The sequence below is a fragment of the Nocardioides sp. genome, from assembly GCF_036374615.1.
Classification (GTDB): domain Bacteria; phylum Actinomycetota; class Actinomycetes; order Propionibacteriales; family Nocardioidaceae; genus Nocardioides.
The window spans coordinates 1-25,596 of the sequence record NZ_DASUTK010000161.1 but is presented as its reverse complement, the minus strand read 5'-3'; the positions used below and the strand labels follow the sequence as shown (position 1 = coordinate 25,596).

The window sequence follows — 25,596 nt, the reverse complement described above, 5'->3', positions numbered from 1 at the left end:
TCACGCCCCGCCAAGGACTTCTTCCGCCCGCTGGCCGTCGGCGCCCCCGAGCCGCTGCGCGAGATCCCGGCCCGACCGAGCCGGGCGATCCACTTCTTCGACCCCAGCAACGAGAAGATGGCGGCCAAGGTGCCGGGCCTGGTGGGGAAGGTCGACGTACTGCTCGGCAACCTCGAGGACGCCGTCAAGGCCGACCGCAAGGACGCCGCCCGCGCCGGCCTGGTCGGGATCGCCCAGAAGACACCCTTCGGGCCCACGCAACTGTGGACCCGGGTCAACGCACTCGACAGTCCCTGGGTGCTCGACGACCTGACCACCCTCGTCACCGAGATCGGCGACCGGCTCGACGTGGTGATGGTCCCGAAGGTGCAGGGAGCGGAGGACATCCACTACGTCGACCGGTTGCTCGCCCAGCTCGAGGCCAAGGCCGGCCTCGACCGACCGATCCTGGTGCACGCGATCCTCGAGACGGCCCGCGGCGTCGCGAACGTCGAGGAGATCTGCGGCGCGAGTCCCCGCATGCAGGGGCTCTCGCTCGGACCCGCCGACCTCGCGGCCGACCGACGGATGAAGACCACGCGCGTCGGCGGTGGTCATCCCGGCTACGTGGTGCGCCAGGACCCCGACCCGCAGCAGCCCGACCGGGTCCGCGAGACCTACCAGCAGGACCTGTGGCACTACACGATCGCGCGGATGGTCGACGCGTGCGCGATGCACGGCATCTACCCGTACTACGGCCCGTTCGGCGACATCGCCGACGAGGTGGCGTGCGAGGACCAGTTCCGCAACGCGTTCCTGCTCGGCTGCGTGGGTGCCTGGAGCCTCCATCCCAAGCAGATCGCGATCGCCCACCGGGTCTTCAGCCCGAGCGTCGACGACATCCGGCACGCTCGTCGGGTGGTGGCCGCCATGGGCGACGGCACCGGCGCGGTCATGCTCGATGGCAAGATGGAGGACGACGCCTCGCTCAAGCAGTGCCTGGTGATGGTGGAGCTGGCAGAGCAGCTGGCCGCGATCGACCCCGAGCTCAAGCAGAAGTACGACGCGATCGAGGTCGGCTCCGATGAGTGACTTCCGGCCGCGCCGCAGCGTCCTCTACATGCCGTCCTCGAACGCGCGCGCGCTCGACAAGGCCAAGAGCCTTCCCTGCGACGGGCTGATCCTCGACCTCGAGGATGCGGTCGGCCCCGACGACAAACCAGCCGCACGCGAGGCGGCGTGTGCCGCCGCAGCGTCCGGCGCGTACGGCGGCCGGGAGGTCACGATCCGAGTGAACGGGGCCGACACCGAGTGGCACGCCGACGACCTGGCGGCCGCGTGCGCAGCGGGGCCCGACGCGATCCTGGTGCCGAAGGTCGACAGCGCTGATGCGGTGCTGGCCCTGGTCGACGCGATGGCCGGCCACGACACCCCGGACCACACGAAGCTGTGGGTAATGATCGAGACGCCGTACGCGATCCTCCACGCCGACGACATCGCCGCGGCCTCCGACCGCCTCACGGTGCTGGTGATGGGGACCAACGACCTCGCCAAGGAGCTGTACGCCGAGCACGTACCCGGCCGCCAACCGCTGCTCGCGGGACTCGGCCTGGCGCTGCTGGCCGCCCGCGCCGCCGGCAAGGTGATCCTCGACGGGGTCTACAACGACGTGAAGGACGAGGACGGCTTCCTCACCGAGTGCCGGCAGGCCCGCGAGCTGGGCTTCGACGGCAAGACCCTGATCCACCCGGGCCAGGTCGAGGGTGCCAATGCCGCGTTCGCACCGTCGGCGCAGGCGGTCGAGGACGCGCGCGGCATCCTCCGCGCATGGGAGGACCGGACCTCGGGCGTGGTCACCTACCGCGGCCGGATGGTCGAGAACCTGCACGTCGAGTCGGCCAGTCGCACGCTGCAGATCCACGACGCGATCCAGGCGCTGGAGGCCGACCGGGCCTGACCGAAAACGGCAGGCGGCGCCGATCCGGCTCTGTCACCATCGTCGGCATGTCCGCGGTCGCCCACGTCGCTCTGCTCCACGACGGGAAGGTGCTGGTCATCGACGGCCGGCTGCCCGAGCTCGAGGTCGACGAGGACGTCGCCGAACACGAGGACGAGCGGTTCACGTGGGCGCTCGACCTCGTCGCTGCCGACGTCTACCTCGCCCCGATGCTGCGGGTGGAGAAGGACCGCTACCTCGACATCGTCGGGTGCCGCGCGCTGCCGGTTCCGGACGGCACGTGGGTAACGCCGACCGAGCTCGCCGACCCCGCCGTGGTCGAGCTGATGGCCCGCACTCTCCCTGAGCTCGACGAGCCACCGACGCTGCGACCCGCCTGGTTCCACCGCGGGTGGTACGACGAGGTGGAGGCATGGGTGGACGGTGAGCTGGCCGTGACCGGCCGGCGTCGTACGGGCGTGATGCGCGTCAGCCGGGTGTGGTCCATCTCCGCCGTGCTCCGGATTCCCACGGACACGGGCGACGTCTGGTTCAAGGGGTCCTGCGACCTGTTCCGCGGCGAGGCCGGGCTGCACCGGGTGCTGGCCGAGCACTTCCCTGACGTCGTACCCGAGCTGATCGCGACGGACGACAGCCGGGGCTGGCTGCTCATGGAGCCGATGCGCGGAGCCGGGGAGTCCGACCGGGCACCCGGCGCCGATGTCGCGCTCGCCGCCCGGTGGGGAGACGTGCAGCTCGCGTCGCTGGAGATCATCGACGAGCTGCTGGCAGCGGGTGCGCCCCTTCGCGGCGCCGACGTCACCGTGGCCGGCTACCGGCGTGTCGTGTCCGAGAGCCGCGAGCTGGCGCAGCTCACTCCCGAGGAGCGCACGGCCCTCACGGCGGTGACGGACGAGGTCGAGCAGATGGTGCACGAGCTGTGGGACTGCGGCCTCCCGAACACCCTCGACCACGGGGACCTGCATCTCGGCAACGTCGCCTACGACGGTTCCGTGCTGCGTGTCTTCGACCTCACCGACGCCTGCGTCAGCCATCCCATCCTCGACGGCTACCACCTCGCCCACTTCGATGACCGCCGACCGTCGGAGAGCGCCCTCTTCGCAGCGTTCGCCCAGCCGTGGCGCGAGGCCTTCCCCGACGCGCAGGTCGATCGCGCCGCCGAGCTCGCACCCGTCGTCAACCTGGCCTTCCAGGCCGACACGTTCCACCGGATCGCCCTGGCGACTGAGCCCGCCTCGGCGTTCGAGCTCGGCGGGGTCGTGGCGTACCTGCTGCGCAAGGTGCCCGCGGCGGTGGCGGAGGCCCGCCGCTGACGTTGGATCAACCCCGCCCGGGCAAGCGCCCGGCGTCCAGCGCCGCCACCCGCCGCGGCCCGGCGGTCATCCGGTACGACGCGTCGAGCAGCTCCGCGATCTCGTCCCAGTCGACGTCGTCGACCGTCCCGTTGTCGTCGTGCACCAGGTCGACCGAGATCCAGTCGGACGGCCCGAGGTACGCCGGCACGAACGTCCGCTCGTCGGCGAGCATCGCCTCCCGCTCGCCCGGGTCGAGCAGCACCGACACGCACCGCTCGTGCCGCACCCACTCGCCGTCCACCTTCACCGACGCGCCGTAGTAGGCGAACACCTTCTTCGTGAAGAAGGCCGGGACGCCGTGGGACACCTTCATGTCGGCGTCCGGGAGGGCCAGCGCGATCTCACGCAGCCGCGCGAGGAACGGGTCCTCGTCGTCGAACATCTGCGGATGGGCCACGACGCCACGTTACGCGCGAGCACCGACACGGTGAGGTCGGAAACTAGCGTGCACCTTGTCAGTGGCGCCAGCCAGGATGGAGGCGTGAGCAGCGAGACCCGTCCGAGTGTCCGGACGTTCTGGAACGACCTGTCGCCCGCCGGTCGATGGCTGCTCTCGACCACCGCGATCCAGACCCTCGGCCGCGGCCTGACCCTGCCGTTCACCGTCATCTACCTCAACGAGGTGCGCGGCATCTCGCTCGACCTCGCCGGCACGCTGATGGCGTTCATCGCGGTGGTGGCACTCGCCGTCACCGGTCCGGGAGGTGCGCTCACCGATAGGGTCGGTGCCCGGCGGATGCTGCTGATGGGTACGTCCGCACAGCTGGTCGGGTGCGTGATCCTCGCGTTCGCGACCACTCCGCTGGTCGTGGCCCTGTCGTTCCTGCTGCTCGGCTTCAACTTCGGCGTCTCGTGGCCGGCGTTCAACGCGTTGATCGCCGCCGTCACCACGGGCGCGACGCGGCAGCAGTACTTCGGCGTCAACTTCGCGCTGGTCAACCTCGGCATCGGCGTCGGCGGCGTGATCGGCGGGCTGTACGTCGACGTCTCGCAGCCCACCACCTTCACGGTGATCTTCCTCGCAGACGCGGCGTGCATGCTGGTCCCGATCGCGCTGCTGCTCGGCCCGCTGCGGCACGTGGCCGGGCGTCCCGAGGCGCCGGCCGACGAGGAGCAGGCAGGCGGTCGCGGCGCCTACCTCGAGATCCTTCGCAAGCCGGTCGTGCTCTGGATGACGGCCCTCACCTTCCTCGGCACGTTCGTCGGCTACGGCCAGATGGAGGCGGGCTTCCCGGCGTTCGCCCGGCAGGTCAGCGAGGTCTCGACCGACGTGATCGGCTTCGCGTTCGCCGTCAACACCGCGGTGATCGTCGGCCTCCAGTTCCTCGTGCTCCGACTCATCACGGGCCACCGCCGTACCCGCGTCCTGATCGTGATGTCCCTGCTGTGGTCGGTGTCCTGGGTCGTGCTCGGCCTGACCGGGCTGGTGCCCGGCTCGGTCGCGGCGGTCGCCGGCGTTCTCGCCTTCCACGGCCTGTTCGCGCTCGGCGAGACGATGTTCCAACCGACCATCCCGGCCATCACCAACGACCTCGCGCCCGACCACTTGCGCGGCCGCTACAACGCCGTCAACGCCGGCGCCTTCCAGGGCGGCACCATCGCCGGCCCGGTCGTGGCCGGCCTGATGCTCGACCGCGGACTCGACACCGCCTTCATCGCCGCCATCGTCGCCGGCTGCGCCGCCATGGTCCTGCTGGCGCTGCAGGTCGAGCGGTTGATCCCGCCAGTCGTGAACGGCGTGGGTCTCGCGGAACGCGAGCCGGACGCCCCTGACGTCACCGCGCCCAGCGGGCCGGCACCCACCGCGAGCTGATAGTCCGCCGCCGAAATCATCACCTCACCGCCGTCCGCGATGATTTCGGCGGCGGACTACCTCACTCTGACATCGGGATGCGGACGTCGCGCTCGGCGGCCACCTCAGCCGCCCGGTCGTAGCCCGCGTCCACGTGCCGGATCACGCCCATGCCGGGGTCGTTGGTGAGGACCCGCTCGATCTTCTGCGCTGCCAGGTCGGTGCCGTCGGCCACGCAGACCTGGCCTGCGTGGAGCGAGCGCCCGATGCCGACGCCACCACCGTGGTGGAAGGACACCCAGGTCGCGCCCGAGGCGGTGTTGACGAGTGCGTTGAGGATGGCCCAGTCGGCGATCGCGTCGGAGCCGTCGAGCATCGACTCCGTCTCGCGGTACGGCGAGGCGACCGAGCCGCAGTCGAGGTGGTCGCGACCGATCACGATCGGCGCCGACAGCTCGCCGGAGGCGACCATCTCGTTGAAGCGCAGACCGGCCCGGTGACGCTCGCCGTACCCCAGCCAGCAGATCCGCGCCGGCAGGCCCTGGAACTCGACCCGTTCGCCGGCCAAGGTGATCCAGCGGCGCAGCTTCTCGTCCTCGGGGAACAGCTCGAGGATGGCGCGATCGGTGGCGGCGATGTCGGCCGGGTCGCCGGAGAGGGCGGCCCAACGGAACGGGCCTTTGCCTTCGCAGAAGAGCGGCCGGATGTACGCCGGCACGAACCCCGGGAACTCGAAGGCTCGGTCGTAGCCGCCCTTGCGGGCCTCGTCGCGGATCGAGTTGCCGTAGTCGAACACCTCTGCCCCGCGGTCCTGGAACTCCACCATGGCCCGCACGTGCGCCGCCATCGCGGCCTGCGCCTCCTTGGTGAACCCGGCCGGGTCGGCCTCGCGCCGCTGCTCCCACTCCTCGAACGGAACGCCGACCGGGAGGTACGCGAGCGGGTCGTGGGCCGAGGTCTGGTCGGTGACGACGTCGATCGGCGCGTCGCGCTCGAGGAGCTCGGGCACGAGCACAGCGGCGTTGCCGAGCACGCCGATCGACAGTGGCTTGCGCGCGTCGCGCGCCTGCACCGCCAGCTCGAGGGCGTGGTCGAGGTCGCGGGCCTGGACGTCGAGGTAGCGGGTCTCGAGCCGTCGGTCGATCCGGGACTGGTCGCACTCGATGCAGATCACGACTCCGTCGTTCATCGTGACCGCCAGCGGCTGCGCGCCGCCCATGCCGCCGAGGCCGGCGGTCAGCGTGATCGTGCCGGCCAGCGTCCCCCCGAACCGCTTCTCGGCCACGGCCGCGAAGGTCTCGAACGTGCCCTGGAGGATGCCCTGCGTTCCGATGTAGATCCACGACCCGGCCGTCATCTGGCCGTACATCGTGAGCCCGAGGTCCTCCAGCCGCCGGAACTCCTCCCAGTTGGCCCAGTCGCCGACCAGGTTGGAGTTTGCGATGAGCACCCGCGGTGCCCACTCGTGGGTCTTCATGACGCCGACCGGCTTGCCCGACTGCACGAGCATGGTCTCGTCGTCTCCCAGCGTGCGGAGCGTGCGCACGAGCGCGTCGTACGCCTCCCAGCTCCGGGCCGCCTTGCCGGTGCCGCCGTAGACGACGAGGTCCTCGGGACGTTCGGCGTTGGCGGGGTCGAGGTTGTTCATCAGCATCCGCAGCGGCGCCTCGGTCTGCCACGAGCGGGCGGACAGCTCGGTTCCGCGCGGGGCGTGGATGGGCAGGCGTGGGTTGGTCATGCGAGTTCTCCGATCACTGACTGGACGGCATCGAGGACGGCGCCGGAGCGGACCAGCCCGACGCAGGTCTCGATCTCCGGTGACAGGTGACGGTCCGGGCCAGGCCCTTCGATCCCGGACTCGCGCAGCAGGGCCACGACCGCGCCGGTCGCAGGCGACGGGGTGAGCGGCGCCCGCAGGTCGAGCGCCCGGGCCGCGGTCAGCACCTCGATCGCCAGCACCCGGGTGAGCCCGTCGACGGACCGGCGGAGCTTGCGCGCGGCCGACCACCCCATCGAGACGTGGTCCTCCTGCATCGCGCTGGACGGGATCGAGTCCACGCTCGCAGGCACCGCCAGTCGCTTCAGCTCCGACACGATGGCGGCCTGGGTGTACTGGGCGATCATGTGCCCGCTGTCGACGCCCGGGTCGTCGGCGAGGAAGGGCGGCAGCCCGTGGCTGCGAGCCTTGTCGAGGAACCGGTCCGTACGGCGCTCGCTGATCGAGGCCACGTCCGCGACCGCGATCGCGAGGAAGTCGAGCACATAACCCACCGGGGCGCCGTGGAAGTTGCCGTTCGACTCGACCCGCCTCTCGTCGGGGAGCACGACCGGGTTGTCGACGGCGCTGGCCAGCTCCCGGCGCGCTACGTCCGCGGCGTGGGCGACCGTGTCGCGGGCGGCGCCGTGGACCTGCGGTGAGCACCGCAGCGAGTAGGCGTCCTGCACCCGGTTGCAGTCGGGGCCGCGGTGCGAAGCGACCACGCCGGAGTCGGCCAGCAGCACCGTCAGGTTCGCGGCGGCGGCCGCCTGGCCGGGGTGCGGCCGGAGTGCCTGGAGCTCGGGGGCGAACACCCGGTCGGTGCCGAGCTGCGCCTCGACCGACATCGCCGCGGCCACGTCCGCGACGGCCAGCAGCCGCCGCAGGTCGGCGAGGGCGAGCGCCAACATGCCGAGCATCCCGTCGGTGCCGTTGATGAGCGCCAGCCCCTCCTTCTCGGCGAGCTCGACCGGCGTGAGGCCGACCTCCGCCAGCGCATCGCCGGCCGGACGGAGAGTCCCGCTCGCGTCCCGGACGTCGCCCTCGCCCATGAGCGCCAGCGCACAGTGCGACAGTGGTGCGAGGTCACCGCTGCAGCCGAGCGAGCCGTACTCGTGCACGACCGGGGTGATGCCGTGGGTGAGGAGGCCGGCGATCAACCGAGCGGTCTCGAGCCGGATCCCGGTATGGCCGGTCGCCAGCGTCGAGAGCCGCAGCAGCATCAGCGCGCGGACGACCTCCCGATCGACCTCGGGACCCGAGCCAGCAGCGTGCGAGCGGACCAGCGACCGCTGCAGCTGGGCGCGCATCTCCGGCGCGATGTGGCGCGTCGCCAAGGCTCCGAACCCGGTGGAGATCCCGTACGCCGGCGTGGGCTCCTCCGCGAGTGCGTCGACGACGGCGCGCGCGCGGTCGATCGCGGCCTCGGCCTCGGGCGTGAGCGAGACCGTGGCGTCGTACCGGGCGACCGCGACCACGTCGCTGAACGAGACCGGCCCGGTTCCGACCGCGACCGGCAGCAGGTCGGAATCGTGGTGACTGGACATGTCCCCATCCAACGACCGCACGCCTCCCGCCCGCCAGTCTCGCGGCTCGGCCGTTGTCTCGAATATCAGACTCGGCGCCCGAGAGTTCCATCCCGCGGGGTGAGAGCCGGCGCGGCGCGCCGCGCCTAGGTTGGAGAGGAGGCGCCTGACCGGGCTCGCTGAAGGAGGCGACATGACGACCGCACAGATCATCTGGCTGGTGGTGGCGATCGCGCTGCTGATCGCGATCGTGGCGGTGATCGCAGCGATCAGCCGACGTCGACGCACCGCAGGCGAGGAGCACCGCCGCCACGAGGCGGCGCAGCTCCGCGAGGACGCCGCGGCCGGCGCCGCGGGCCTGCAGGCCAACCGCGCCGAGGCGCAGCAGACGCGGGCCGAGGCCGACGCCGCCCAAGCGCGTGCTGCCGAGGCAGAGCGTGCGGTCGCGATGGACGAGGCGACCGTCGAGGACCGGGTGCGTGAGGCCGACCGGGTCGACCCCGACGTCGACCACCAGGCCGACGAGTACCACCCGGAGGCCCCGACCACGAGCGGTGCGGCCAGCGACCGTGACGCCGACACGGCCTCCCGGGCTGACACCGCCACCCAGGCCGACACCGCCACCCAGGCCGACACCGCGCATCCTGAGACCAGCCGGACCGACTCGACCGACGAGGGCAGCCACCGCGCCTGACCCGCACCGGATCGTCGGCGCGGGTCATCGGCGCGGACTGCACCTAGAGTCAGGACATGAGCCAGGTGCCGGCGGCGACCCGATGCCTGCGCGTGCTCAGGTTCCTCGCCAGCCAGCCGGAGCCGGTGCCCTTGGACCGGATCCGGCAGGCGTGCGACCTGCCCCGCAGCACGGCGTACCACCTGCTGCAGGCGATGGCGGAGGAGGGCTTCGTCGACCACCTCGAGGACGAGCACCGGTTCGCCCTGGGCGTCGCCGCCTTCGAGGTCGGCAGCGGCTACTCCCGGCACGAGCCGCTGCAGCGGGTCGCGCGGCGGCTGCTGGCCTCGGTGGTGGACGCCACGCACCAGAGCGCCCACCTCACCGTGCTCCACGGCCGCGACGTCGTGTACGTGCTGGAGGAGCGAGCGCCGGGCAGGCCGAGCCTGGTCACCGACGTGGGCGTCCGGCTCCCCGCCCCGCTCACGGCGAGCGGCCGCGCGATCCTCGCCGCCCTGTCGGCCGCACAGGTCCGCGCTCTCTACCCCGACCGCGGCGCCTTCACGCAGCGCCATGGCACCGGCCCGACCTCGCCCTCTGAGCTGCGGGCCCTGCTCACCGACACCCGGGCGCGCGGTTATGCGACCGAGGACGGCGAGGTCACACCGGGCTTCGCCAGCGTCGCGTCCGCGGTGCTCGACCACAGCGGCCACCCGGTAGCCGCGATCGCGATCACGTTCGGCACCGACGGTGCGGCCGACCGGACCCGGCTCGCGGACGCCACCCGGCAGGCAGCCGCCACCCTGGCCGCGCGGATCGGCGGTCGAGTGACCTGAGGCGCGGCCACTCGTTGACCCGGGCAAGCCCGACCCGGAGGTGACCGCCGTGCCCCACCAGCCACCGACCGCTCGTCGCCTGCTGGTCGTGGGCACCGTCGCGGCCCTGCTGGTCACCGGGGCCGTCACCACGGCGACCGCCGGAGACCGCACCGTCGACCTGCTCATCGGCTACGACGCGTCGGTCCAGCCGAGGGTGCCGAGCTCTGCCGAGGCGGTCGACGAGACCAAGCCCCACACGCATCACGACCCCGCCACCAAGAACGCGCTCTCCCGGACGGACGAGAGCGGCGCGCAGACCGAGGACCCGACGTCGTTGCCGGAGAAGGTCGCGAACGCCGTCGGGGTCGTCGTGGCTCGAAGCGCCGCCGCTCCCGAGCTGACCACCGCTCGGATCTCGCGACCACGATCCCGGCACCCGCAGGACCTGTATGCCATGGCGGGCGGGTGCTACCGGCTCGTACCGGGTGGAGAACCGCTGTACTTCCAGGCGACCGACCTCGTTCACTACCTGCTCTACGACGCCGATCGGCGGTTCGTCTCGGCTGGCGGCGCGAAGGCGACGGTCCCGAGCGATCGCACCGTCTGGCGCGCCGTGCGCGATGGCCGGCTGACCTCGTTCAGGAACGGTGATGAGGTCCTGCGGGCCGGGAACCGCACCTCGTTCCTGCTGACGCGCACCACCGGCTGCGCCCGCTACCCGGAGGCGCAGATCAATGTCCGGGGCGCACCCTTCGCGGGCGTCTCCCCGTTCCAGGAGGTGCGGGGGTACGTCGACGCGCACACGCACGGCATGGCGTTCGAGTTCCTGGGCGGTGGCGCCCACTGCGGCAAGCCGTGGGACCGGTTCGGCGCGCCGTACGCGCTGCGGGACTGCCCGGACCACGTCGCCGGTGTGAACCCGCTCGAGGCCCTCCTCTCCTCGCAGCCCTACCACGACCCGATCGGGTGGCCGACGTTCAAGGACTGGCCGGCGCCCGACTCCCTGACGCACGAGGGGACCTACTACCGGTGGATGGAGCGCGCCTGGCGGGGAGGCCAGCGGCTTTTCGTGAACCTGTTGGTCGAGAACAACCAGCTGTGCCGGCTCTACCCGTTCCCCGTGGCGGGCAAGAACTCCTGCGACGACATGGACTCGATCCGGTTGCAGGCGCAGCGGATGTACGAGCTCCAGGACTACGTCGACGCTCAGTGGGGTGGCCCGGGCAAGGGGTGGTACCGGATCGTCACCGACCCGTGGCAGGCGCGCCGGGTGATCAACTCCGGCAGGCTCGCGGTGGTGATGGGTATCGAGACCAGCGTCCCGTTCGGCTGCACCTTCACCGTCCGGCTGGGAAACGACGTTCCGGACGCGCGGTGCACCAAGCGGTCGATCGACCGGCAGCTCGCGGAGGTCCGCGCGCTCGGCGTCCGACAGATGGAGCTGGTCAACAAGTTCGACAACGCCCTGTCCGGCGTGGCGGGCGACACCGGCACGACCGGCGTCGTCGTCAACACCGCCAACAAGCTGGAGACCGGCAGCTTCTGGGACATGCGGCACTGCAACCCGAAGCCGGCGGGGGCTCACGACAAGAACCAGTACGCGGTCCCGGAGATCTCGGCGGAGCAGCAGGACGCGCTCTTCGGAGCGATCGGCAAGGTCTACGGCCAGCTCGGCGCGCTGCCGATCTACCCGCCGCCCGACCACTGCAACCGTCGTGGCCTGACCGACCTCGGCGCCCATCTCGTCAAGCGGCTGGCCGACCACGGGATGCTGATCGACCCCGACCACATGAGCGTCACCGCCCGCGCCAGCCTGCTCGACCAGGTTGAGCAGCGCGGCTACGGAGGTGTGATCTCCAGCCACTCCTGGTCGACCCCGGATGCCTACCCGCGGATCTACCGGCTGGGCGGCTTCATCGCGCCGTACGCCGGCGACTCGACCGGCTTCGTCGCCAAGTGGCGGCGACACCTCGGATGGGCCGACGACCGCTACTACTTCGGGATCGGTTACGGCGCCGACATGAACGGCCTCGGCGCACAGGGCGACCCGCGCGGCGCCGACGTCCCAAACCCGGTCTCCTACCCGTTCCGCGGGCTCGGCGGCGTTACGATCGGCCGGCAGCGCGCAGGCCAGCGGGTGTACGACGTGAACGTCGACGGCGTCGCACAGTACGGGCTCTACCCGGACTGGATCGAGGACCTCCGCAAGGTCGCCGACGCCCAGCGCGGGGACGGGGACGCGATCGTGACCGACATGGCACGCGGTGCCGAGGCCTACCTGCAGACCTGGGAGCGGGCGATGGGCGTGGCCCCGGACTCGTGTCGCAACCCTGGACTGAGGATGCGCGTCAAGGCGTTCCGGGCCAAGGCAGCCACCGGCCTGCCGGTGCGAACAGTGATGGAGCGGGTCGGGCAGCCCTACCTGCGCCGGGACCACACCTTCCACTACTGCGCACGGACGCGCCGCGACCCCGAGGTGCGGGTACAGGTGGTGCTGCGCCGAGACGGCCGGGTGAGAGCGGTCCATCGAGCCGGCTGACGCTGCGGCGAGGCGCTGGCCGCGACCGTCAGGACGGCCGGGCGAGCTCGTTCGTGACGCCGCTGGTGTCCGCGAGCCGGGTCACGGCGACGTCCGCCTCGAAGACGCCAGGCTCCGCGAGGCCGGCGCCCACACGGGCGGCGTCCTCCTCGCGGTCCGACAGCAGCAGCACGCGCGCGGTCGTGCCGTCGGACTCCAGCACCCGGACGGAGACTCCGTCGACCGAGGCCGTGAGCACCGTCTCGAACAGCTCGCAGTCGGCCAGCGGGACGCCCGCGGCCCAGACACCGGGCCTGATCTCCTCGGCCTCGGCCGGTGCGTCCGCGGGGCCGAAGGTCAGCAGCGCCCCGTCGCCGACCACGTCGGCCGGCACCTCGCGACCGCGCCACCGGGCGCGAGGGCCCACGAGCGGGGTGGGGGCGCGCCAGCCGCTGGCACCGCGCCAGCCACGCGCCGCACCCTGGTACGCCGACAGGCAGCGCTGCTCGCCGTCGGCGCGGATCCGCCAGTACTCGGCGCCGTAGGGGTAGCGGGTGCGGCTCAGCTCCCACACCGGGACCAGCGAGTCGCCGCGCAGGAACCCGCTGGGGTAGGTCGGCCACGGCCGCTCACCCTCCGTCGTCGGCCGCCGCAGGCTGGCCAGGGGCGGAAGCTCGAACCGCACCACGTCGACGTACTCCCCGCCCGCCTCGAAGCCGTGCGCGGCCAGTAGTGCGTCGGGCGTGCGCAGCCCAGCGGCCGCACCCGCGTCGACGACGTACCCACCGACCTGGTCGTAGCCCTCCTCCACGATGGCGGATCCCAGGTCGGACGTGAGCAGCTTCTGGAGCACGGTCCGCCGCTGAGTGCTCACGAGAAGTCCCTGTCCGAGACGTTGACCACGTCCACCTCGTCGAGCGGCACCCGCAGCTGCCACCCGCTCTGCCGGTCTCCGGCCATGCCCAGCTCGGCTGCCCTTTCCGGCGAGCGGCGGTAGTGAAGCAGCACGGTTCCGTCGAGGACCGGTCCCACGACCGTCACCGGCTCGTCGCGCCAGGTCGCCTCGACGGTCCGGCGGAACCGACGCTCGACGGCGTCGACCGGGAGCTTGACCCAGCTGCCGCGGCTGTTCACGCCGTGCTCGACCGCGTCCGGGAACTGCTCCCGCTGGTCCTCGGTCGCGGCGACCGCCAGCCAGCCCTCGCCGCTGAAGAGCACGGGGTGGGTCGTGCCGCGGTACACGAGGTAGTAGCCGCCGAGTGCGGTGTCAGCGTCGGTCATCAGTTCCCCTGGGGGATCCACTCGCCGTCACGCAGGACGGCGATGAGCCGCTGCGTGCCGTCATCCAACGTCTCCCACATCTCGGCGCCATCCCTCATGGTGACCCCGTCCGGACCGGTCGCGTACTCGGGGATGATGTCATCCCCGGACTTCGTGAACCCGTTGCCGGTGAAGGGGTCGCCCCAGTCGTCGAACTGGCCGGACCCGCCCATGTCGCTGTGCCGCGGCACCTCGAAGTCCGGCGTGTCCGTCTGGAACCGGATGACATGGGTCGAGGCGTCGTCGGGGGAGTACGGCGACCCGTCGTAGTCGAGCCGCAGCCCGTCGTGGATCTGCTGCGGCGTCCCGAGGTGTGAGGTGTCGGAGGCGTCGGTGACCGCGCCGCGGACGCTGTCGACCTGGAAGTCCGGGTCGCGGCCCATGATGTAGCGGTCGGCCACCTCCGGCGGGACCACCTTCTGCATGACGGTGTCGGCGTCGGGCATCGGGAGGTCGTCACGGACCGAGCTCAGCGTGGCCCGCTCCGCCGCCGTGAGCTCGTCGGCCGGCGTGTTGACCAGGTCGATGAAGCCGTCGCGGTCGAGCCCGTGGTCGCCGAGGATGTCGTCGACCCGACCGGACCCCAGCTGCTCGGGGGCGTACGCCGTGGTGTGCGGGACGTCGTCCATCATCGAGTAGACGCGGGCCCGCTCGAGGCTGCTGAGGTCTGCCAGGTCGTCGAGCCGGCTCAGCGACCCGAGCTCGTCGAGCTTGGCGAGGTCGCCGAGGTTATCGAGCTTGCCCAGGTCGGACAGCACGTCGAGGACGTCGAGCCCACCCTTGGCGCCGCGGGTCGCGACCGCGCCGGTGCCACCGGTGGCGAGCGCCGCGATCGCGTCGGGGACGAGGTGCCCGATGGCGCGGGCGGGGTCGTCGGCCCAGGTGTCCCAGTCGAGCAGCCCCTTGCCGAGGTTCTTCCCGAACTCGACCGGGTCCTCGCGCAGCGCGTCCCACATGCCGACCGCGGTCTCCCAGTCGAGCTCGTAGGTCTTCGCCAGCTCCTCGGGGGTCAGCTCGCCGGTGGCGAGCGCCCAGGCGTCCTGGATCAGGTTCGCCGGGCTGAAGGGGAGCATCGTGGCGATGTCCCACAGCGCCTCGCCGGCGCCCTGGAAGATGCCGCCGACGAACCGCAGTCCGGACTCCCACCACGACGGCTCCTCGGGGGCGTCCGCGCACCCGGCCTTCACCTCGCCGGCGCACACCTGCGCGGCGTTCTCCAGGGTGGCCACGGCGGCGTTGAACTCGCTGATCGCGTTGGTGCGGATCTCGTCGCCCGGGTCGTCCCAGACCGGCAGCGTGATCGAGGAGTAGGTGCCGTTCGCGAGCCCGGTCTGCAACCGATCGGTCTCGGAGTCGAACCAGCTCCGGTACGCGCCGGTCGAGTCCTCTCCGCGCGTGTACTCCCCCTCGGCCCAGGTGGCGACGGCCTGGGCGTCCTCGAGCGCGTCCGCGTAGGCGAGGAGAGCGGCGCCTGCCCTGCGGAAGCCGTTCCCGGACTTGAACCACCGGTCCGGCTCCAGGTCGTGGGCGTCGCGGAAGTGGTCGGCGGCCCGGCCGGTCCAGCCGCTGGTGTCGATCTTCGAGAGCGCCTCGCCGGTGTCGTCGAACAGGCTGCCCTTCTCCGAGGTCAGGGTGGCCCGCGCCCGGATCGCCCCGGGATTCCCGCGGACGGTGAAGTCGGGCACGTCAGGACTCCAGGATCTTCAGCTCGGCGAGCGTGCCCGCGACCGTGTGCAACGCGTCGTACCCGCCCTGGTCCGTCTCGTAGTAGTTCATGGCGATCTTGCCGATCCGGCCGGCCATCTCCTCGACGTCCTTGCAGAGGTTGTTGACGCCCTCCTCCCACCGGCTCTTGAACTCGTCGACGGCGTCCCACACGACCTCGCTGCCGAGGTCGTCCTCCGACGGGACCAGGTCCTCGACGTCCTTGTCCTTGAAGAGCTGGACGGTCTCTGCGAGGCCCTGAGCGGCCTTCCCGAGGCTCTGGAGGTCCACCTCGAAGTCGTACGACGGCATGCCAGGCACCGTTCCCCGCCGAATACGGCTCGAAACCACCATCCAGTCGCCGGTTTGCCGGGCGGCTGCGCGGGGCACGATGGCGCCATGAGCAACATCAGCCTGGAGTTCCAGGAGCTGCAGGACGCTGCGCGGGCGGTGGCCGCCGGTCTGGAGCCGCTCAACACGGTCCTGACCGACCTCGGTGGCGCGATCGAGACCGCAGCCGTCGGCTTCAAGGGCCAGGCGGCCACCGGCCTCGGTGAGGCGCTCGCCGCCTGGTTCGACGTCGCCACTACCCTCGGCCCGATCCTGGAGGGCTACGCGCAGGCGATCATGACCGTCGCGAACGAGCACGTGCTCAACGAGGGCGAGCAGACCCGGACCTACAGCGGTCTCGTCGACCGACTCGGAGGCAGCCATGACTGAGCGGTCGTTGGTGGTCCACCAAGCCGCCCTCTCCGACATCGAGGAAGCGATGGCCACGGCCTCCGAGGCGATTCACGAGCAGGTCACTGCTCTCCTGGACGAGGTCGACACCAAGACGCCTGCCTGGACCGAGGAGACGCCGTCGCGCGTGGCGCAGCGCGACTACGAGCGGCGACTGCGAGACGGGCTCACGCGGCTCACCGAGGCGCTCGACCAGGTGAAGGGGGCGGTCGCGACGTACCGCGAGGACGCCCGTGAGATCGAGGTCGAGAACGTCGCGATCGTCCACTGACGACACCCGGCGTACCCACGGGTAACGTGACTCACACAGCTCGCCCCCTGACCGCGACCCGCCGGTCGCCGTAGTCTCGGCGCGACGCACCACCCCTGCTTCAAGGAGACGTCGTGAACTGGGTCCTCATCGTCGGCCTGATCATCAACGCGATCGCGCTGCCGATCGCGGCACGCCGGGTGATGTGGCTGACCGGTCTGATCCGGAGCGGCCAACCCGACCCCGGCCGCCTCGAGGGCGTCACGAGCCGGCTCGGTCGCGCCGTGAAGAACCAGGTGGTGGAGGTCTTCGGACAGCAGCGGCTGCTGAAGTGGACCGTGCCCGGCGCTGCACACTTCTTCGTCTTCTGGGCCTTCGTGATCCTCGGCAGCGTCTACGTCGAGGCGTACGGCGTGCTGCTGATCTCCGACGATTTCGCGATCCCGATCGTCGGCCACTGGGAGGTGCTCGGGTTCGCCCAGGACCTGATCGCGATCCTGGCCGTCATCAGCCTCGTCGTGTTCGCCCAGATCCGACTGCGGAACGCGCCCGAGAAGCTGGGGCGCAGGTCGCGCTTCAAGGGGTCGCACCTCGGTGGCGCATGGCTCGTGCTGGTCATGATCTTCAACGTCATCTGGACGATGTTCCTGTTCCGCGGCGCGGCCTCCGCCGCCGGCAACCTCCCCTACGACAGCGGGGCGTTCCTCTCGGTCGCCCTCGGCAACGCGCTGGACGGGCTCTCGGAGGACACCCTGCACGTGCTCGAGGGGATCGGGCTGCTGCTCCACATCGGTGTGATGCTGGTGTTCCTGCTGATCGTGCTCAACAGCAAGCACCTCCACATCTTCGTGGCTCCGCTCAACGTGCTCTTCAAGCGGCAGCCGGTGGCGCTCGGTGCGGCCAAGCCGCTCACCTCGGCCGGCCAGCCGGTCACCCTCGAGGACCTCGAGGACATGGACGAGGACACCACGCTCGGCATCGGGAAGATCGATGACTTCTCCTGGAAGGGGATGCTCGACTTCGCCACCTGCACCGAGTGCGGCCGGTGCCAGAGCCAGTGCCCGGCCTGGAACACCGAGAAGCCGCTCTCGCCCAAGATGCTGATCATGAACCTGCGGGACCACGCGTTCCACATCGGTTCGTACCTGCAGGCCGACCAGGCCAAACGGGAGAAGCTGCTCGAGGACGACCCCGAGCTCGCCGCCGAGGTGGAGCGGGCCCTGGTCGGTGTCACCGAGGGCGAGGCCTGGCACCCCACGGGTGGCGGCGTCATCGATCCGGACGTGCTCTGGTCGTGCGTGACGTGCGGCGCCTGCGTGCAGCAGTGCCCCGTGGACATCGAGCACGTCGACCACATCGTCGACATGCGTCGCTACCAGGTGCTCGTCGAGAACAACTTCCCCGCCGAGCTCAACCAGCTGTTCAAGGGCATGGAGTCCAAGGGCAACCCGTGGAACCTGTCGCCGAGCATGCGGCTGGACTGGGCGCAGGGTCTGGACTTCGACGTGCCGGTGGTGGGTGAGGACCTCGAGTCCCTGGAGTCCGTCGACTGGCTGTTCTGGGTCGGCTGTGCCGGCGCGTACGAGGACCGCGCCAAGAAGACCACCCGCGCGGTGGCCGAGCTGCTGACCATCGCCGGCGTCTCGTTCGGCGTACTGGGCAAGGGCGAGACGTGCACCGGCGACTCAGCCCGCCGGGCCGGCAACGAGTTCGTCTTCCAGGGGCTGGCGCAGCAGAACGTCGAGACCTTCAAGGAGTTCAAGGTCAAGCAGGTCGTGTCGACCTGTGCGCACTGCTTCAACACCCTCAAGAACGAGTACCGGGAGTTCGGCATCGAGCTCGAGGTCGTCCACCACACCCAGCTGCTGAACCGGCTGGTCCGGGAGGGCCGGCTGACCCCGGTCCAGGACGGCGCGGGGGCGGCCAAGCGCTCCATCACCTACCACGACCCGTGCTACATCGGACGCCACAACCAGGTCTACACACCTCCGCGCGAGCTGCTCCAGGTGCTCCCGGGCGCGGACTTCGTCGAGATGGAGCGCAACTCCGAGCGGTCCTTCTGCTGCGGTGCCGGCGGGGCGCGGATGTGGATGGAGGAGACGATCGGCGAGCGGATCAACCTGAACCGCACGACCGAGGCGGTCGGCACCGGCGCGGACCAGATCGCGGTCGGCTGCCCGTTCTGCCGCGTGATGCTGTCCGACGGGCTCGCAGCGCTGCAGGACTCCGGAGACGCCCGCGCTGAGGTCGAGGTCCTCGACGTGGCCCAGATGCTGCTGGCCTCGGTGAAGGGCGAGTCGGCCACCCGGGCGGCGAAGGTGGAGGCGTCTGCCTCAGCCAGCGGCGGTGTGGCCACCGCGACGCTCACCCGCGACGAGGCGACCGCCGCCGAGCCCGCACCCGGCGACGCCACCCAGACCGAGGGCACGATCACCGAGACCGCGGACGCCGGACCCGCTGCCAAGGCCAGCGGCGGCTCCTCGCTGTTCGACGTCGGCGGCGACGAACCGGCGGCGACCACCGCCCCGGAGGCGTCCGTCCCTGAGGAGGCGAAGGCTTCTCCCACTGGCGGCTCCCTCTTCGATGTCGGTTCGGACTCGCCCTCGCAGGAGGAGCAGAAGGAGGCGCGGACCGAGGCCGTCAGCCAGGCGAACGACGACTCCCTGTCCGGCGGTGGCTCGCTGTTCGACGTCTCCGGTGACGCTCCGGCCGACGACACCCCGCCGACCCCTCCCGCCACCGGGGGCTCGCTTTTCGACGTCGAGCCCGAGAACCCTGCCTCCACGGGCGGCTCGTTGTTCGACGTGGAACCCGAGGAGACCACCAAGAGCGAGCCGGCGTCGACGGGCGGCTCGTTGTTCGACGTGGAGCCGGAGGAGACTGCGCCCAAGCCTGCGACTGGTAGTTCCCTCTTCGACGTGGAGCCCGAGCCAGCGCCCGAGCCCGCCGCCGAGGCCGAGGCAGTGGCAGAGACCGAGGCAGAGACCGAGGCAGAGACCGAGGTGGACAAGCCGGAGTCCACGGGTAAGGCCCACCAGCCCAAGACCGATGTGGAAATCGACGAGAAGGGTTCGCTCTTCGACCTCTGAGCTCGCCTGAGCGACCGGCGTCATTCGCGTCGACAGCGGTGGCGGATCCACTCCGGGGGTGGTCGTCCGGCTTTGGGTGGGGGCAGGAACTCCGGTTTGCCGTCGGCGGCGAGTCTGACCTGCCAGGGGGTGTGGTGGATGGTGCGGTGGTGGTGCCCGCACAACAGCACCAGATTCTCGAGCGAGGTCGGTCCCCCGTTGATCCAGTGGCGGATGTGATGCGCATGTCCCATCACCGGTGGCCGGGTGCAGCCGGGGAACGCGCAGTGCTGGTCGCGGGCGACCAGGGCGGTCCAGATCGCCGGCGTGACGAGCCGGTGGGTGCGGCCCACATCGAGTGGGCAGCCGTCGGTGTCGAGGAGGACCCGGATCAGGTCGCAGTCACACGCCATCCGCCGCACCGCGGCGGCGGAGAGGTCGAGGCCGTCGTCCGTGACTCCCACCCCGGACCCGGACCCTGAGCCGGAGCCGCTGTGGCGCTCGTCGTTGTGGTCGTGGAGGGTGTCGGCGTCGATGGTGACCGTGACTCGGGGGCGGGCGCCGTGGCTGGCGGGTGCGATGTCGGTGTTCAACGCGTGCTCGGCAAGCTGGACGAGGGCGTCCCACATCCGGGCGCCGTGGTCGCGGGTGTCCTCCCCCGGCTCACACCCCTCCGACTCGGTCGCCGTCCCCTGCTTGTCTTCGGCTGGCTTGGGCTTCGTGAACGGCAGCAGCGCGGCGCGCAGGGTGGCACCGTCCTCGACGGTGCCACGTCCGCGGATCCGGACCCCACCCAGACCGTCGTCGGTGATCGACAACCCACGGTCGAGGTGGGCAGCCCTCTCTTCGCGGTCGAGGTCCTTCTCGGCCCGCTTCTCCTCACCCTCGGGGTCGACCACCGCGAGCAGGTGCCGGCCGGCGCGGTGGAGCTCCGAGGCGTTCAACCGGCCCGCTCCGTCGATCAGGGTCTGCTCACCACGACGGCGGACCTGCGTGGCCTTGGGAAGGCGGCGGATGGCGTCGAGGATCACCCCGGCCTGCTGCGGTGAAACGTCTCCGGCCGCCAGCGCTGCATACGTCGCGCGTCGTTCGCCGACGAGTTCCCGGGCGTGCTTCACGGTGCGCTTGCCCTCGCCACGGGTGGTGCCGGCCAGGTGGGTGTACCAGTCCGCGGTCGACCCCCACGCCAGCTGCTTGCGGGGGATCTCGCGGGCGTCGATCTCCGCCAACAGCGACGCCTCCAGCGCCGCGGTCTTGGCCTTGAGCTGCTGGAGCTCCTCCACCCCCGCGACCGCTCGTCATCGGGCCGAGCGGACCAGAGCACGTCGGCGACTCCGTCGATCCCCGCGCACGCCGACGCCACGACACCGGCCGCGTCAGCGGGGGTCGGGTACGGGAACGGAGTGATCGCCATGGCCACCATTCACCCGCACTTAGCCGACAAGAACGACCGAACTGCACGCCGCCTGTGGAACACCTGTCCCGAGGCCCACATGTGGACGACTAGCGGCCCGCGAACCCTGCAACGACCGGCGCGCCCGGAGGTCGAGCGGGCCTCGGTGATCAGTTGCAGCCGACGAAGACGACCTCTCGCCAACTCGAACCTGAGACTTCGACGTCGACCCAGGTCAGCTCGACGATGTCGGACAGGCCGTTGCCAGTTGGCGGCAGACACTCGGGCCGGTCCCCTTCGTGGAAGATGCCGTTGCTGGTCCACGAGACTTCCAGGGGACGCCACAGGTCCAGTCGTCGTTGCGATCGACGTTGCCTTCGCCATCGACCTTCCGACACGAGATGGCGCCCTGGGCCGACACGCATCGAGCCTGCGTGGTGTGCATCGCAGGGCTGCGCTGTCCAAGCAGGTAGCCGGCGGCCGCGCCGACCAGCAGGGCCGCGACGGCGACAATCAGGGCGGCGGTCCTCGTCGATGCCGGTGTCGGCAGCACGGACGGGTCGGGTGTCAGCGGGCTGGTCACGATTCCCCCGTGGGTAGGTGCCTCGGATGTAGGCAGGCTGATCATGCCGCACCGACGACGCGAGGCGCCGGAGTTGAGTGAGGTCCACTGGGGCCTCGTTGCTCCGGACGACTGGCTGACCGACCAGTATTCGTAATGCACGGACGAGCTAGTACGAGTTCATTGCCGCTGCACGCTCCTGACCCGCGGCAGGTGAGACAGTTGAACCAGACCTGCGGCGAGTTCGGAGGCGCCATGATCGACGGTCTGTTGGTGGTGAGGTATGCGGGACTTGGCTCGCATGAGCACGCTGCCGATGTCGATGCGGGCATCGACGACTTGGTCGCAAGACTGCGGGAGCTGCTTCTCCGAGTCGTAGGCCCTGCGGCCCTGACAGTCGTTGATGACGCTGCGGATCCAGACGCTCTCAGACGTGTCGTGAGGGCGATCGAGGACGCCGGACGCGTGGACCCTGAGTTCGCGCGGGAGGTCACGCACCTCTGTGATGAGCTCGCGCGGCGCATGCCGCCGGACCCAGTTCCGCAACCTCAATCGCGACCATGCCATCAGTGCGGCGGGAAGAATCGCCCAGCCGAGCAGTTCTGCGTTCATTGCGGCGCCTTTCTGGACTGGGCAACCCGCACGACTAGGCCCGAGCCTGTCCGGGAGCCAGCGGCCGCGAGCGCTCCTGCACCTGCCCCCGCCCCGCATCGTTCATTCCCATGGTCCCGCCGATCCAAACGCCGGTTGAGACTCGAGTTCGGCGAGGCAACACTCGAGGTGGCCGGGCGCGCACATTCGCCATCCAGCCCCGCCCAGGCGGTTATCGACAACGCACTGTCGATGTACGTCCAACAAGGGCGCCTGCTGTTCAACCCACCCGAGCACATGCGCCAGGGCCGGACAGAGCGAGTGACCGTTGCCATCGCGCAGCACATGGGTCTGGACAACTACCTCCGCACCCTCGCGTCGGGCTCGGGCGACGCCCCCATTGAAGACGTGGAGACGACACCCTTCATGGCGGTCGAGCTGACCGGGGCCGCGTTCACCATCACGTCTCTGCAGTTGGGGAACGCCGCCGAGCAACTGCTTCGCCCCACCGCGCTGTGGCAGTTCGACGTGATCCCTGAACGCAGTGGCGCTCACTCACTCCAACTTCGTGTGGCGATGCGGATTCCATTGCCCGACCACCCAAATGAGCGCGTCTCGTTGCCGGTCCTGGAGCGAACCGTCCGTGTGCGGGTGGATCCGTCGTACAGCGGGCGGAGGTTCGTTCGGACTCACTGGCAATGGCTGGCCGCGACGGTCGTTGGCCTCGGCGGCGCGATCGCAGCCTGGCTCAAGCTGTTCCAGGGCTGACCCCTGGGACCCGCGACCGGCATCCTGGGCCACACGCAATAGATGGTTGCGCATTTGGCGCTCCCGTACTAGGGTTACACGCAACCAAACGTTGCGGGAGGCAAGCATGGAGCTAGGAACCATCGAACGCCAGCTCTACATCGATGCGCCGCCCGAGATCGTGTTCGAGGTGGTGAGCGACCCAGCCCACGTGAAGCAGTGGTGGCCCGACGAGGCACGCTACGAGACCGTGGTCGGGTCGGCGGGCGAGATCCTGTTCGCCGACGACGCCGGCGGCAAGGTCGAGGCGCTCACCGTCGTCGACCTCGAGCCGCCTACCCGCTTCTCGTTCCGCTGGACGCACCCGGCCGGAGAGGAGGCGGTGGAGGGCAACTCGCTGCTCGTCACCTTCGAGCTCGTCCCGCAGGGCGAGGGCACACTGGTGCGCTTCCGAGAGACCGGCTTCCGCGAACGCGGCTGGGAAGCGGCTGTGCTCGAGGCGACGTACCAGGATCACGTCCAGGGGTGGGACTACTTCCTGCCGCGCCTCGTCACGTACGCCGCGAAGGTAGCCACCCACTCATGAGCGACCAAGTCGACGACGAGCTGTGGTCGGCGATCGGCGACCCGACTCGCCGGCGGATGCTCGATCTGCTGCTCGCGGCTGGGTCGGGTACGTCGACCTCGCTCAGCGAGCGGCTTCCGGTGAGCCGGCAGGCGGTCGCGAAGCACCTCGCTGTGCTCGACAGGGCCGGGCTGGTTCACGGGCAGACGGTTGGCCGCGAGCGGCACTACCGGATCGACGAGGAGCAGTTCGCCCGAGCCCTCGCGCAGCTCAACGCCGTGAGCAACGCCTGGGACGGCCGGCTCCGGCGCATCAAGCGCCTGGCCGAGGCGCTTCATCACCGCGAAACAAGGGAGCAATGAAATGGCCGACGAAAGGACCGAACGCATGAGCGACCTGACCCACACCTTCACCGTGGACGCGACGGCGCAGGAGGTGTACGAGGCCATCATCGACGTCCGCTCCTGGTGGGGTGCGACCAACATCGTCGGCCCCACCGACCAAGTAGGCGCCGACTGGTTCTACCTGGTACCAGACCTCCACTACTCCAAGCAGCGCACGGCCGAGCTCGTCGCCGGCGAGCGGGTGGTGTGGGAGTTCACGGACGGCTACCTCGACTTCATCGCAGACAAGGGCGAGTGGATCGGAACGCAGGGCCGCTTCGACATCGCCTCCCACGACGGCCAGACGCGGGTGACTTTCACTCACGAGGGCCTCGGGCGGTCCGATGAGTGCTTCGACGTCTGCCACGACGCGTGGCGGCACTACATCACCGAGAGCTTGCGCCAGCGAATCGCCACCGGCCAGGGCACGATGCGTACCCGCGAGGAGGACCACGCGGCTGTGAGACAACACGCCACGAGTCGGCCATAGGCAATCAGCGGCAACTGGCGCGATCAAGGAACGTACTCCGCTCTGGACCATGCCGCACCCTCGACCAGGACTCCTGAGATCTCGATCCCTTGCCGTGAGTCAGGTGGCGCGGGATCGTGGTCTCATGCGCGCCATCCGCGCGGCGCACGCCTTCGACGGCAGCCGATTCCTGCCAGACGGTGCCACCGTGGTGTGGGACGAGGACCGGATCGTCGGTGTCGAGTCGGGGTGCGCCACACTGCCGGAGAGCGTCGAGGTGTCCGACTACGGCGGCACCGTGCTGCCGGGGCTGATCGACTGCCACAGTCACCTGGTCGCCGACGCTACGGTCGGAGGACTGGAGCGCGCCGCGGCGATGCCGGAGCAGGCGATCGACCAGGTCATCGCCGAGTCGCTGGCGACGCACGCAGTGGCCGGCGTGACCACCGTGCGGGACCTGGGCGACCGCGCGTACCGCACTCTCGCTTTCGGTGAGCGTGCTGGTCTGCCGCGTGTCGTGGCCTCTGGTCCCCCCATCACGACGCCCGGCGAGCACTGCCACTTCCTGGGCGGAGCGGTCGGGGGCAGCGACCTGGGTACCTCGGTCGCCGAGCACGCCGAGCGCGGCGTCGACGTCATCAAAGTGATGGCCTCGGGCGGGTTTGCGACACCGGGGTCCGACCAGTTTGGCGCCCAGTATGGCGTCGCTGAGCTGACCAACCTCGTCGATACCGCACACGAGACCGGCCTGCCCGTCGTGGCACACGCGCACTCGCTGCTCGGCATCCAGCACGCCCTGGCCGCCGGCGTCGACGGGATCGAGCACTTCACGGGCCTCGCTCCCGAGGGCGCACGGATCGGCGACGGGCTGCTCGAGGCGGTGGCCCGCCGTGGCCTGTACGTCGACCTCACCATGGGCAACGACCGCACCCTGCACGCCGCGATGCCCGCACCACCCCCGCCTCTCGCCGCGCTCCTCGCTTCCCTGGGCTTCACCAGCCTCGACGCTCTCTATGACTTCCAGCTGAGCGTGTTGGGCCGGCTCCGCGAGCACGGAGTCGTCGTGGTCACCGGCGTTGACTCTGGGATGGCGCCGCCCAAACAGCACGGCAACGTCTGGCGCGCGGTCAGCGACATGGTCGAGGCCGGCTACCCCGTTGCCGACGCCCTCGCGGCAGCGACGTCGGTGGCCGCCCGAGTATGCGGGCTGGAGAACGAAACCGGCCGGCTCGCCGCGGGATGCGCCGCCGACCTGCTGGTGGTGGACGGTGAGCTCTCCAAGAACCCCTTACTGCTCGGAAGCCCCCAACAGGTCATCATGAGAGGACTCCCGCTTCCCCTTGGCGTGCGTCCACTTTCGTGATCGGAGCGGTGCCTAGATTGGGGCTCATGACGCGCCCCTGCAAGGTCGGTGTCCAGCTGCCCGAAG

The 25,596-nt window shown here is 70.5% G+C and carries 25 protein-coding genes; 15 read left to right on the top strand and 10 right to left on the bottom strand.

Annotation, left to right across the window (positions count from 1 at the left end):
- The 3 genes from VFZ39_RS12525 to VFZ39_RS12515 form a co-directional block, all read left to right on the top strand.
- On the top strand, nt 1-1,071 hold a 1,071-nt coding region (locus tag VFZ39_RS12525), incomplete at its 5' end, for a CoA ester lyase (protein WP_330866101.1).
- On the top strand, nt 1,064-1,936 hold the full coding sequence (locus VFZ39_RS12520) for a CoA ester lyase (RefSeq protein WP_330866100.1): 873 nt from the start codon (nt 1,064-1,066) through the stop codon (nt 1,934-1,936). The genes VFZ39_RS12525 and VFZ39_RS12520, both read left to right, overlap by 8 nt.
- 47 nt (nt 1,937-1,983) lie before the next feature.
- A complete protein-coding gene (locus VFZ39_RS12515; protein WP_330866099.1) occupies nt 1,984-3,249 on the top strand; it encodes an aminoglycoside phosphotransferase family protein in 1,266 nt (421 codons plus the stop codon).
- A 7-nt stretch (nt 3,250-3,256) separates the two neighbouring features.
- On the opposite strand, the gene VFZ39_RS12510 is transcribed toward VFZ39_RS12515, so the two are convergent.
- The gene (locus tag VFZ39_RS12510) at nt 3,257-3,688 is read right to left on the bottom strand and encodes an MmcQ/YjbR family DNA-binding protein (RefSeq protein ID WP_330866098.1); all 432 of its coding nucleotides are present in this window, start codon (nt 3,686-3,688) and stop codon (nt 3,257-3,259) included.
- A gap of 84 nt (nt 3,689-3,772) precedes the next feature.
- Here VFZ39_RS12510 and VFZ39_RS12505 point away from each other — a divergent pair, with 84 nt between their 5' ends.
- The gene (locus VFZ39_RS12505) at nt 3,773-5,104 is read left to right on the top strand and encodes an MFS transporter (protein ID WP_330866097.1); all 1,332 of its coding nucleotides are present in this window, start codon (nt 3,773-3,775) and stop codon (nt 5,102-5,104) included.
- A 61-nt stretch (nt 5,105-5,165) separates the two neighbouring features.
- Here the strand turns inward: VFZ39_RS12505 and hutU are convergent, their stop codons facing one another.
- Both hutU and hutH read right to left on the bottom strand, forming a co-directional pair.
- Nucleotides 5,166-6,821: a urocanate hydratase gene (gene hutU, locus VFZ39_RS12500; RefSeq protein WP_330866096.1), complete on the bottom strand. Its 1,656-nt coding sequence runs from the start codon at nt 6,819-6,821 to the stop codon at nt 5,166-5,168.
- On the bottom strand, nt 6,818-8,386 hold the full coding sequence (gene hutH, locus VFZ39_RS12495; protein WP_330866095.1) for a histidine ammonia-lyase: 1,569 nt from the start codon (nt 8,384-8,386) through the stop codon (nt 6,818-6,820). Before hutH ends, hutU begins: the two co-directional genes overlap by 4 nt.
- A gap of 172 nt (nt 8,387-8,558) precedes the next feature.
- Here hutH and VFZ39_RS12490 point away from each other — a divergent pair, with 172 nt between their 5' ends.
- The 3 genes from VFZ39_RS12490 to VFZ39_RS12480 are packed head-to-tail and all read left to right on the top strand — an operon-like array spanning nt 8,559 to nt 12,395.
- Nucleotides 8,559-9,059, top strand: coding sequence for a hypothetical protein (locus tag VFZ39_RS12490; RefSeq protein WP_330866094.1), 501 nt, complete (start codon nt 8,559-8,561; stop codon nt 9,057-9,059).
- Between the two features lie 56 nt (nt 9,060-9,115).
- Entirely contained in the window at nt 9,116-9,874 is a 759-nt protein-coding gene (locus VFZ39_RS12485) for an IclR family transcriptional regulator (RefSeq protein WP_330866093.1), read from the top strand.
- A 49-nt stretch (nt 9,875-9,923) separates the two neighbouring features.
- Complete coding sequence (locus VFZ39_RS12480) at nt 9,924-12,395, top strand: hypothetical protein (RefSeq protein ID WP_330866092.1); 2,472 nt, start codon at nt 9,924-9,926, stop codon at nt 12,393-12,395.
- A gap of 28 nt (nt 12,396-12,423) precedes the next feature.
- Here VFZ39_RS12480 and VFZ39_RS12475 read toward each other — a convergent pair whose 3' ends face one another.
- From VFZ39_RS12475 to VFZ39_RS12460, 4 genes are read right to left on the bottom strand one after another with little or no spacing between them, the layout of a single operon-like run.
- Complete coding sequence (locus VFZ39_RS12475; RefSeq protein ID WP_330866091.1) at nt 12,424-13,248, bottom strand: hypothetical protein; 825 nt, start codon at nt 13,246-13,248, stop codon at nt 12,424-12,426.
- Nucleotides 13,245-13,655, bottom strand: coding sequence for a hypothetical protein (locus VFZ39_RS12470; RefSeq protein WP_330866090.1), 411 nt, complete (start codon nt 13,653-13,655; stop codon nt 13,245-13,247). Before VFZ39_RS12470 ends, VFZ39_RS12475 begins: the two co-directional genes overlap by 4 nt.
- Nucleotides 13,655-15,379 carry a putative T7SS-secreted protein gene (locus VFZ39_RS12465; RefSeq protein WP_330866089.1) on the bottom strand — a complete coding sequence of 575 codons (1,725 nt, stop codon included), beginning with the start codon at nt 15,377-15,379 and terminating at the stop codon, nt 13,655-13,657. Before VFZ39_RS12465 ends, VFZ39_RS12470 begins: the two co-directional genes overlap by 1 nt.
- A gap of 1 nt (nt 15,380) precedes the next feature.
- On the bottom strand, nt 15,381-15,710 hold the full coding sequence (locus tag VFZ39_RS12460; protein ID WP_330866088.1) for a hypothetical protein: 330 nt from the start codon (nt 15,708-15,710) through the stop codon (nt 15,381-15,383).
- Nucleotides 15,711-15,797: 87 nt separating this feature from the next.
- Between VFZ39_RS12460 and VFZ39_RS12455 the strand changes: the two genes are divergently transcribed.
- The 3 genes from VFZ39_RS12455 (at nt 15,798) to VFZ39_RS12445 (ending at nt 19,478) form a co-directional block, all read left to right on the top strand.
- A complete protein-coding gene (locus VFZ39_RS12455) occupies nt 15,798-16,118 on the top strand; it encodes a hypothetical protein (RefSeq protein ID WP_330866087.1) in 321 nt (106 codons plus the stop codon).
- On the top strand, nt 16,111-16,410 hold the full coding sequence (locus tag VFZ39_RS12450; RefSeq protein WP_330866086.1) for a hypothetical protein: 300 nt from the start codon (nt 16,111-16,113) through the stop codon (nt 16,408-16,410). The genes VFZ39_RS12455 and VFZ39_RS12450 overlap by 8 nt, the downstream gene beginning before the upstream one ends.
- A 113-nt stretch (nt 16,411-16,523) precedes the next feature.
- Complete coding sequence (locus VFZ39_RS12445; protein WP_330866085.1) at nt 16,524-19,478, top strand: (Fe-S)-binding protein; 2,955 nt, start codon at nt 16,524-16,526, stop codon at nt 19,476-19,478.
- 20 nt (nt 19,479-19,498) lie between these two features.
- Here VFZ39_RS12445 and VFZ39_RS12440 read toward each other — a convergent pair whose 3' ends face one another.
- The 3 genes from VFZ39_RS12440 to VFZ39_RS12430 all read right to left on the bottom strand — a co-directional run bounded on the left by VFZ39_RS12440 (nt 19,499) and on the right by VFZ39_RS12430 (nt 22,024).
- Nucleotides 19,499-20,740 carry an HNH endonuclease signature motif containing protein gene (locus VFZ39_RS12440; protein ID WP_330866084.1) on the bottom strand — a complete coding sequence of 414 codons (1,242 nt, stop codon included), beginning with the start codon at nt 20,738-20,740 and terminating at the stop codon, nt 19,499-19,501.
- Between the two features lie 345 nt (nt 20,741-21,085).
- Nucleotides 21,086-21,433: a hypothetical protein gene (locus VFZ39_RS12435; protein WP_330866083.1), complete on the bottom strand. Its 348-nt coding sequence runs from the start codon at nt 21,431-21,433 to the stop codon at nt 21,086-21,088.
- A gap of 159 nt (nt 21,434-21,592) precedes the next feature.
- Nucleotides 21,593-22,024 (bottom strand): hypothetical protein, encoded by a 432-nt coding sequence (locus tag VFZ39_RS12430; protein ID WP_330866082.1) that lies wholly within the window; start codon nt 22,022-22,024, stop codon nt 21,593-21,595.
- A gap of 135 nt (nt 22,025-22,159) precedes the next feature.
- Between VFZ39_RS12430 and VFZ39_RS12425 the strand changes: the two genes are divergently transcribed.
- The 5 genes from VFZ39_RS12425 (at nt 22,160) to VFZ39_RS12405 (ending at nt 25,530) form a co-directional block, all read left to right on the top strand.
- Nucleotides 22,160-22,771, top strand: a complete 612-nt coding sequence (locus VFZ39_RS12425) for a hypothetical protein (protein WP_330866081.1) — start codon at nt 22,160-22,162, stop codon at nt 22,769-22,771.
- Nucleotides 22,772-22,877: 106 nt separating this feature from the next.
- A complete protein-coding gene (locus VFZ39_RS12420; RefSeq protein WP_330866080.1) occupies nt 22,878-23,336 on the top strand; it encodes an SRPBCC family protein in 459 nt (152 codons plus the stop codon).
- Nucleotides 23,333-23,677, top strand: coding sequence for a metalloregulator ArsR/SmtB family transcription factor (locus tag VFZ39_RS12415; RefSeq protein WP_330866079.1), 345 nt, complete (start codon nt 23,333-23,335; stop codon nt 23,675-23,677). The genes VFZ39_RS12420 and VFZ39_RS12415 overlap by 4 nt, the downstream gene beginning before the upstream one ends.
- Nucleotides 23,678-23,702: 25 nt before the next feature.
- Nucleotides 23,703-24,188, top strand: a complete 486-nt coding sequence (locus VFZ39_RS12410) for an SRPBCC domain-containing protein (protein ID WP_330866078.1) — start codon at nt 23,703-23,705, stop codon at nt 24,186-24,188.
- A gap of 124 nt (nt 24,189-24,312) precedes the next feature.
- Nucleotides 24,313-25,530 carry an amidohydrolase family protein gene (locus tag VFZ39_RS12405; protein ID WP_330866077.1) on the top strand — a complete coding sequence of 406 codons (1,218 nt, stop codon included), beginning with the start codon at nt 24,313-24,315 and terminating at the stop codon, nt 25,528-25,530.
- Nucleotides 25,531-25,596: the final 66 nt, after the last annotated feature.

Excerpts from the sequence above, each read along its gene's own strand:
- VFZ39_RS12520 (WP_330866100.1), top strand. The coding sequence starts at position 1,064 with ATGAGTGACTTCCGGCCGCGCCGCAGCGTCCTCTACATGCCGTCCTCG.
- VFZ39_RS12470 (WP_330866090.1), bottom strand. The coding sequence starts at position 13,655 with ATGACCGACGCTGACACCGCACTCGGCGGCTACTACCTCGTGTACCGC.
- VFZ39_RS12450 (WP_330866086.1), top strand. The coding sequence starts at position 16,111 with ATGACTGAGCGGTCGTTGGTGGTCCACCAAGCCGCCCTCTCCGACATC.
- VFZ39_RS12415 (WP_330866079.1), top strand. The coding sequence starts at position 23,333 with ATGAGCGACCAAGTCGACGACGAGCTGTGGTCGGCGATCGGCGACCCG.
- VFZ39_RS12420 (WP_330866080.1), top strand. The coding sequence starts at position 22,878 with ATGGAGCTAGGAACCATCGAACGCCAGCTCTACATCGATGCGCCGCCC.
- VFZ39_RS12410 (WP_330866078.1), top strand. The coding sequence starts at position 23,703 with ATGAGCGACCTGACCCACACCTTCACCGTGGACGCGACGGCGCAGGAG.
- hutH (WP_330866095.1), bottom strand. The coding sequence starts at position 8,386 with ATGTCCAGTCACCACGATTCCGACCTGCTGCCGGTCGCGGTCGGAACC.
- VFZ39_RS12405 (WP_330866077.1), top strand. The coding sequence starts at position 24,313 with ATGCGCGCCATCCGCGCGGCGCACGCCTTCGACGGCAGCCGATTCCTG.
- VFZ39_RS12460 (WP_330866088.1), bottom strand. The coding sequence starts at position 15,710 with ATGCCGTCGTACGACTTCGAGGTGGACCTCCAGAGCCTCGGGAAGGCC.
- VFZ39_RS12490 (WP_330866094.1), top strand. The coding sequence starts at position 8,559 with ATGACGACCGCACAGATCATCTGGCTGGTGGTGGCGATCGCGCTGCTG.
- VFZ39_RS12515 (WP_330866099.1), top strand. The coding sequence starts at position 1,984 with ATGTCCGCGGTCGCCCACGTCGCTCTGCTCCACGACGGGAAGGTGCTG.
- VFZ39_RS12455 (WP_330866087.1), top strand. The coding sequence starts at position 15,798 with ATGAGCAACATCAGCCTGGAGTTCCAGGAGCTGCAGGACGCTGCGCGG.
- VFZ39_RS12485 (WP_330866093.1), top strand. The coding sequence starts at position 9,116 with ATGAGCCAGGTGCCGGCGGCGACCCGATGCCTGCGCGTGCTCAGGTTC.
- hutU (WP_330866096.1), bottom strand. The coding sequence starts at position 6,821 with ATGACCAACCCACGCCTGCCCATCCACGCCCCGCGCGGAACCGAGCTG.
- VFZ39_RS12430 (WP_330866082.1), bottom strand. The coding sequence starts at position 22,024 with ATGAACGCAGAACTGCTCGGCTGGGCGATTCTTCCCGCCGCACTGATG.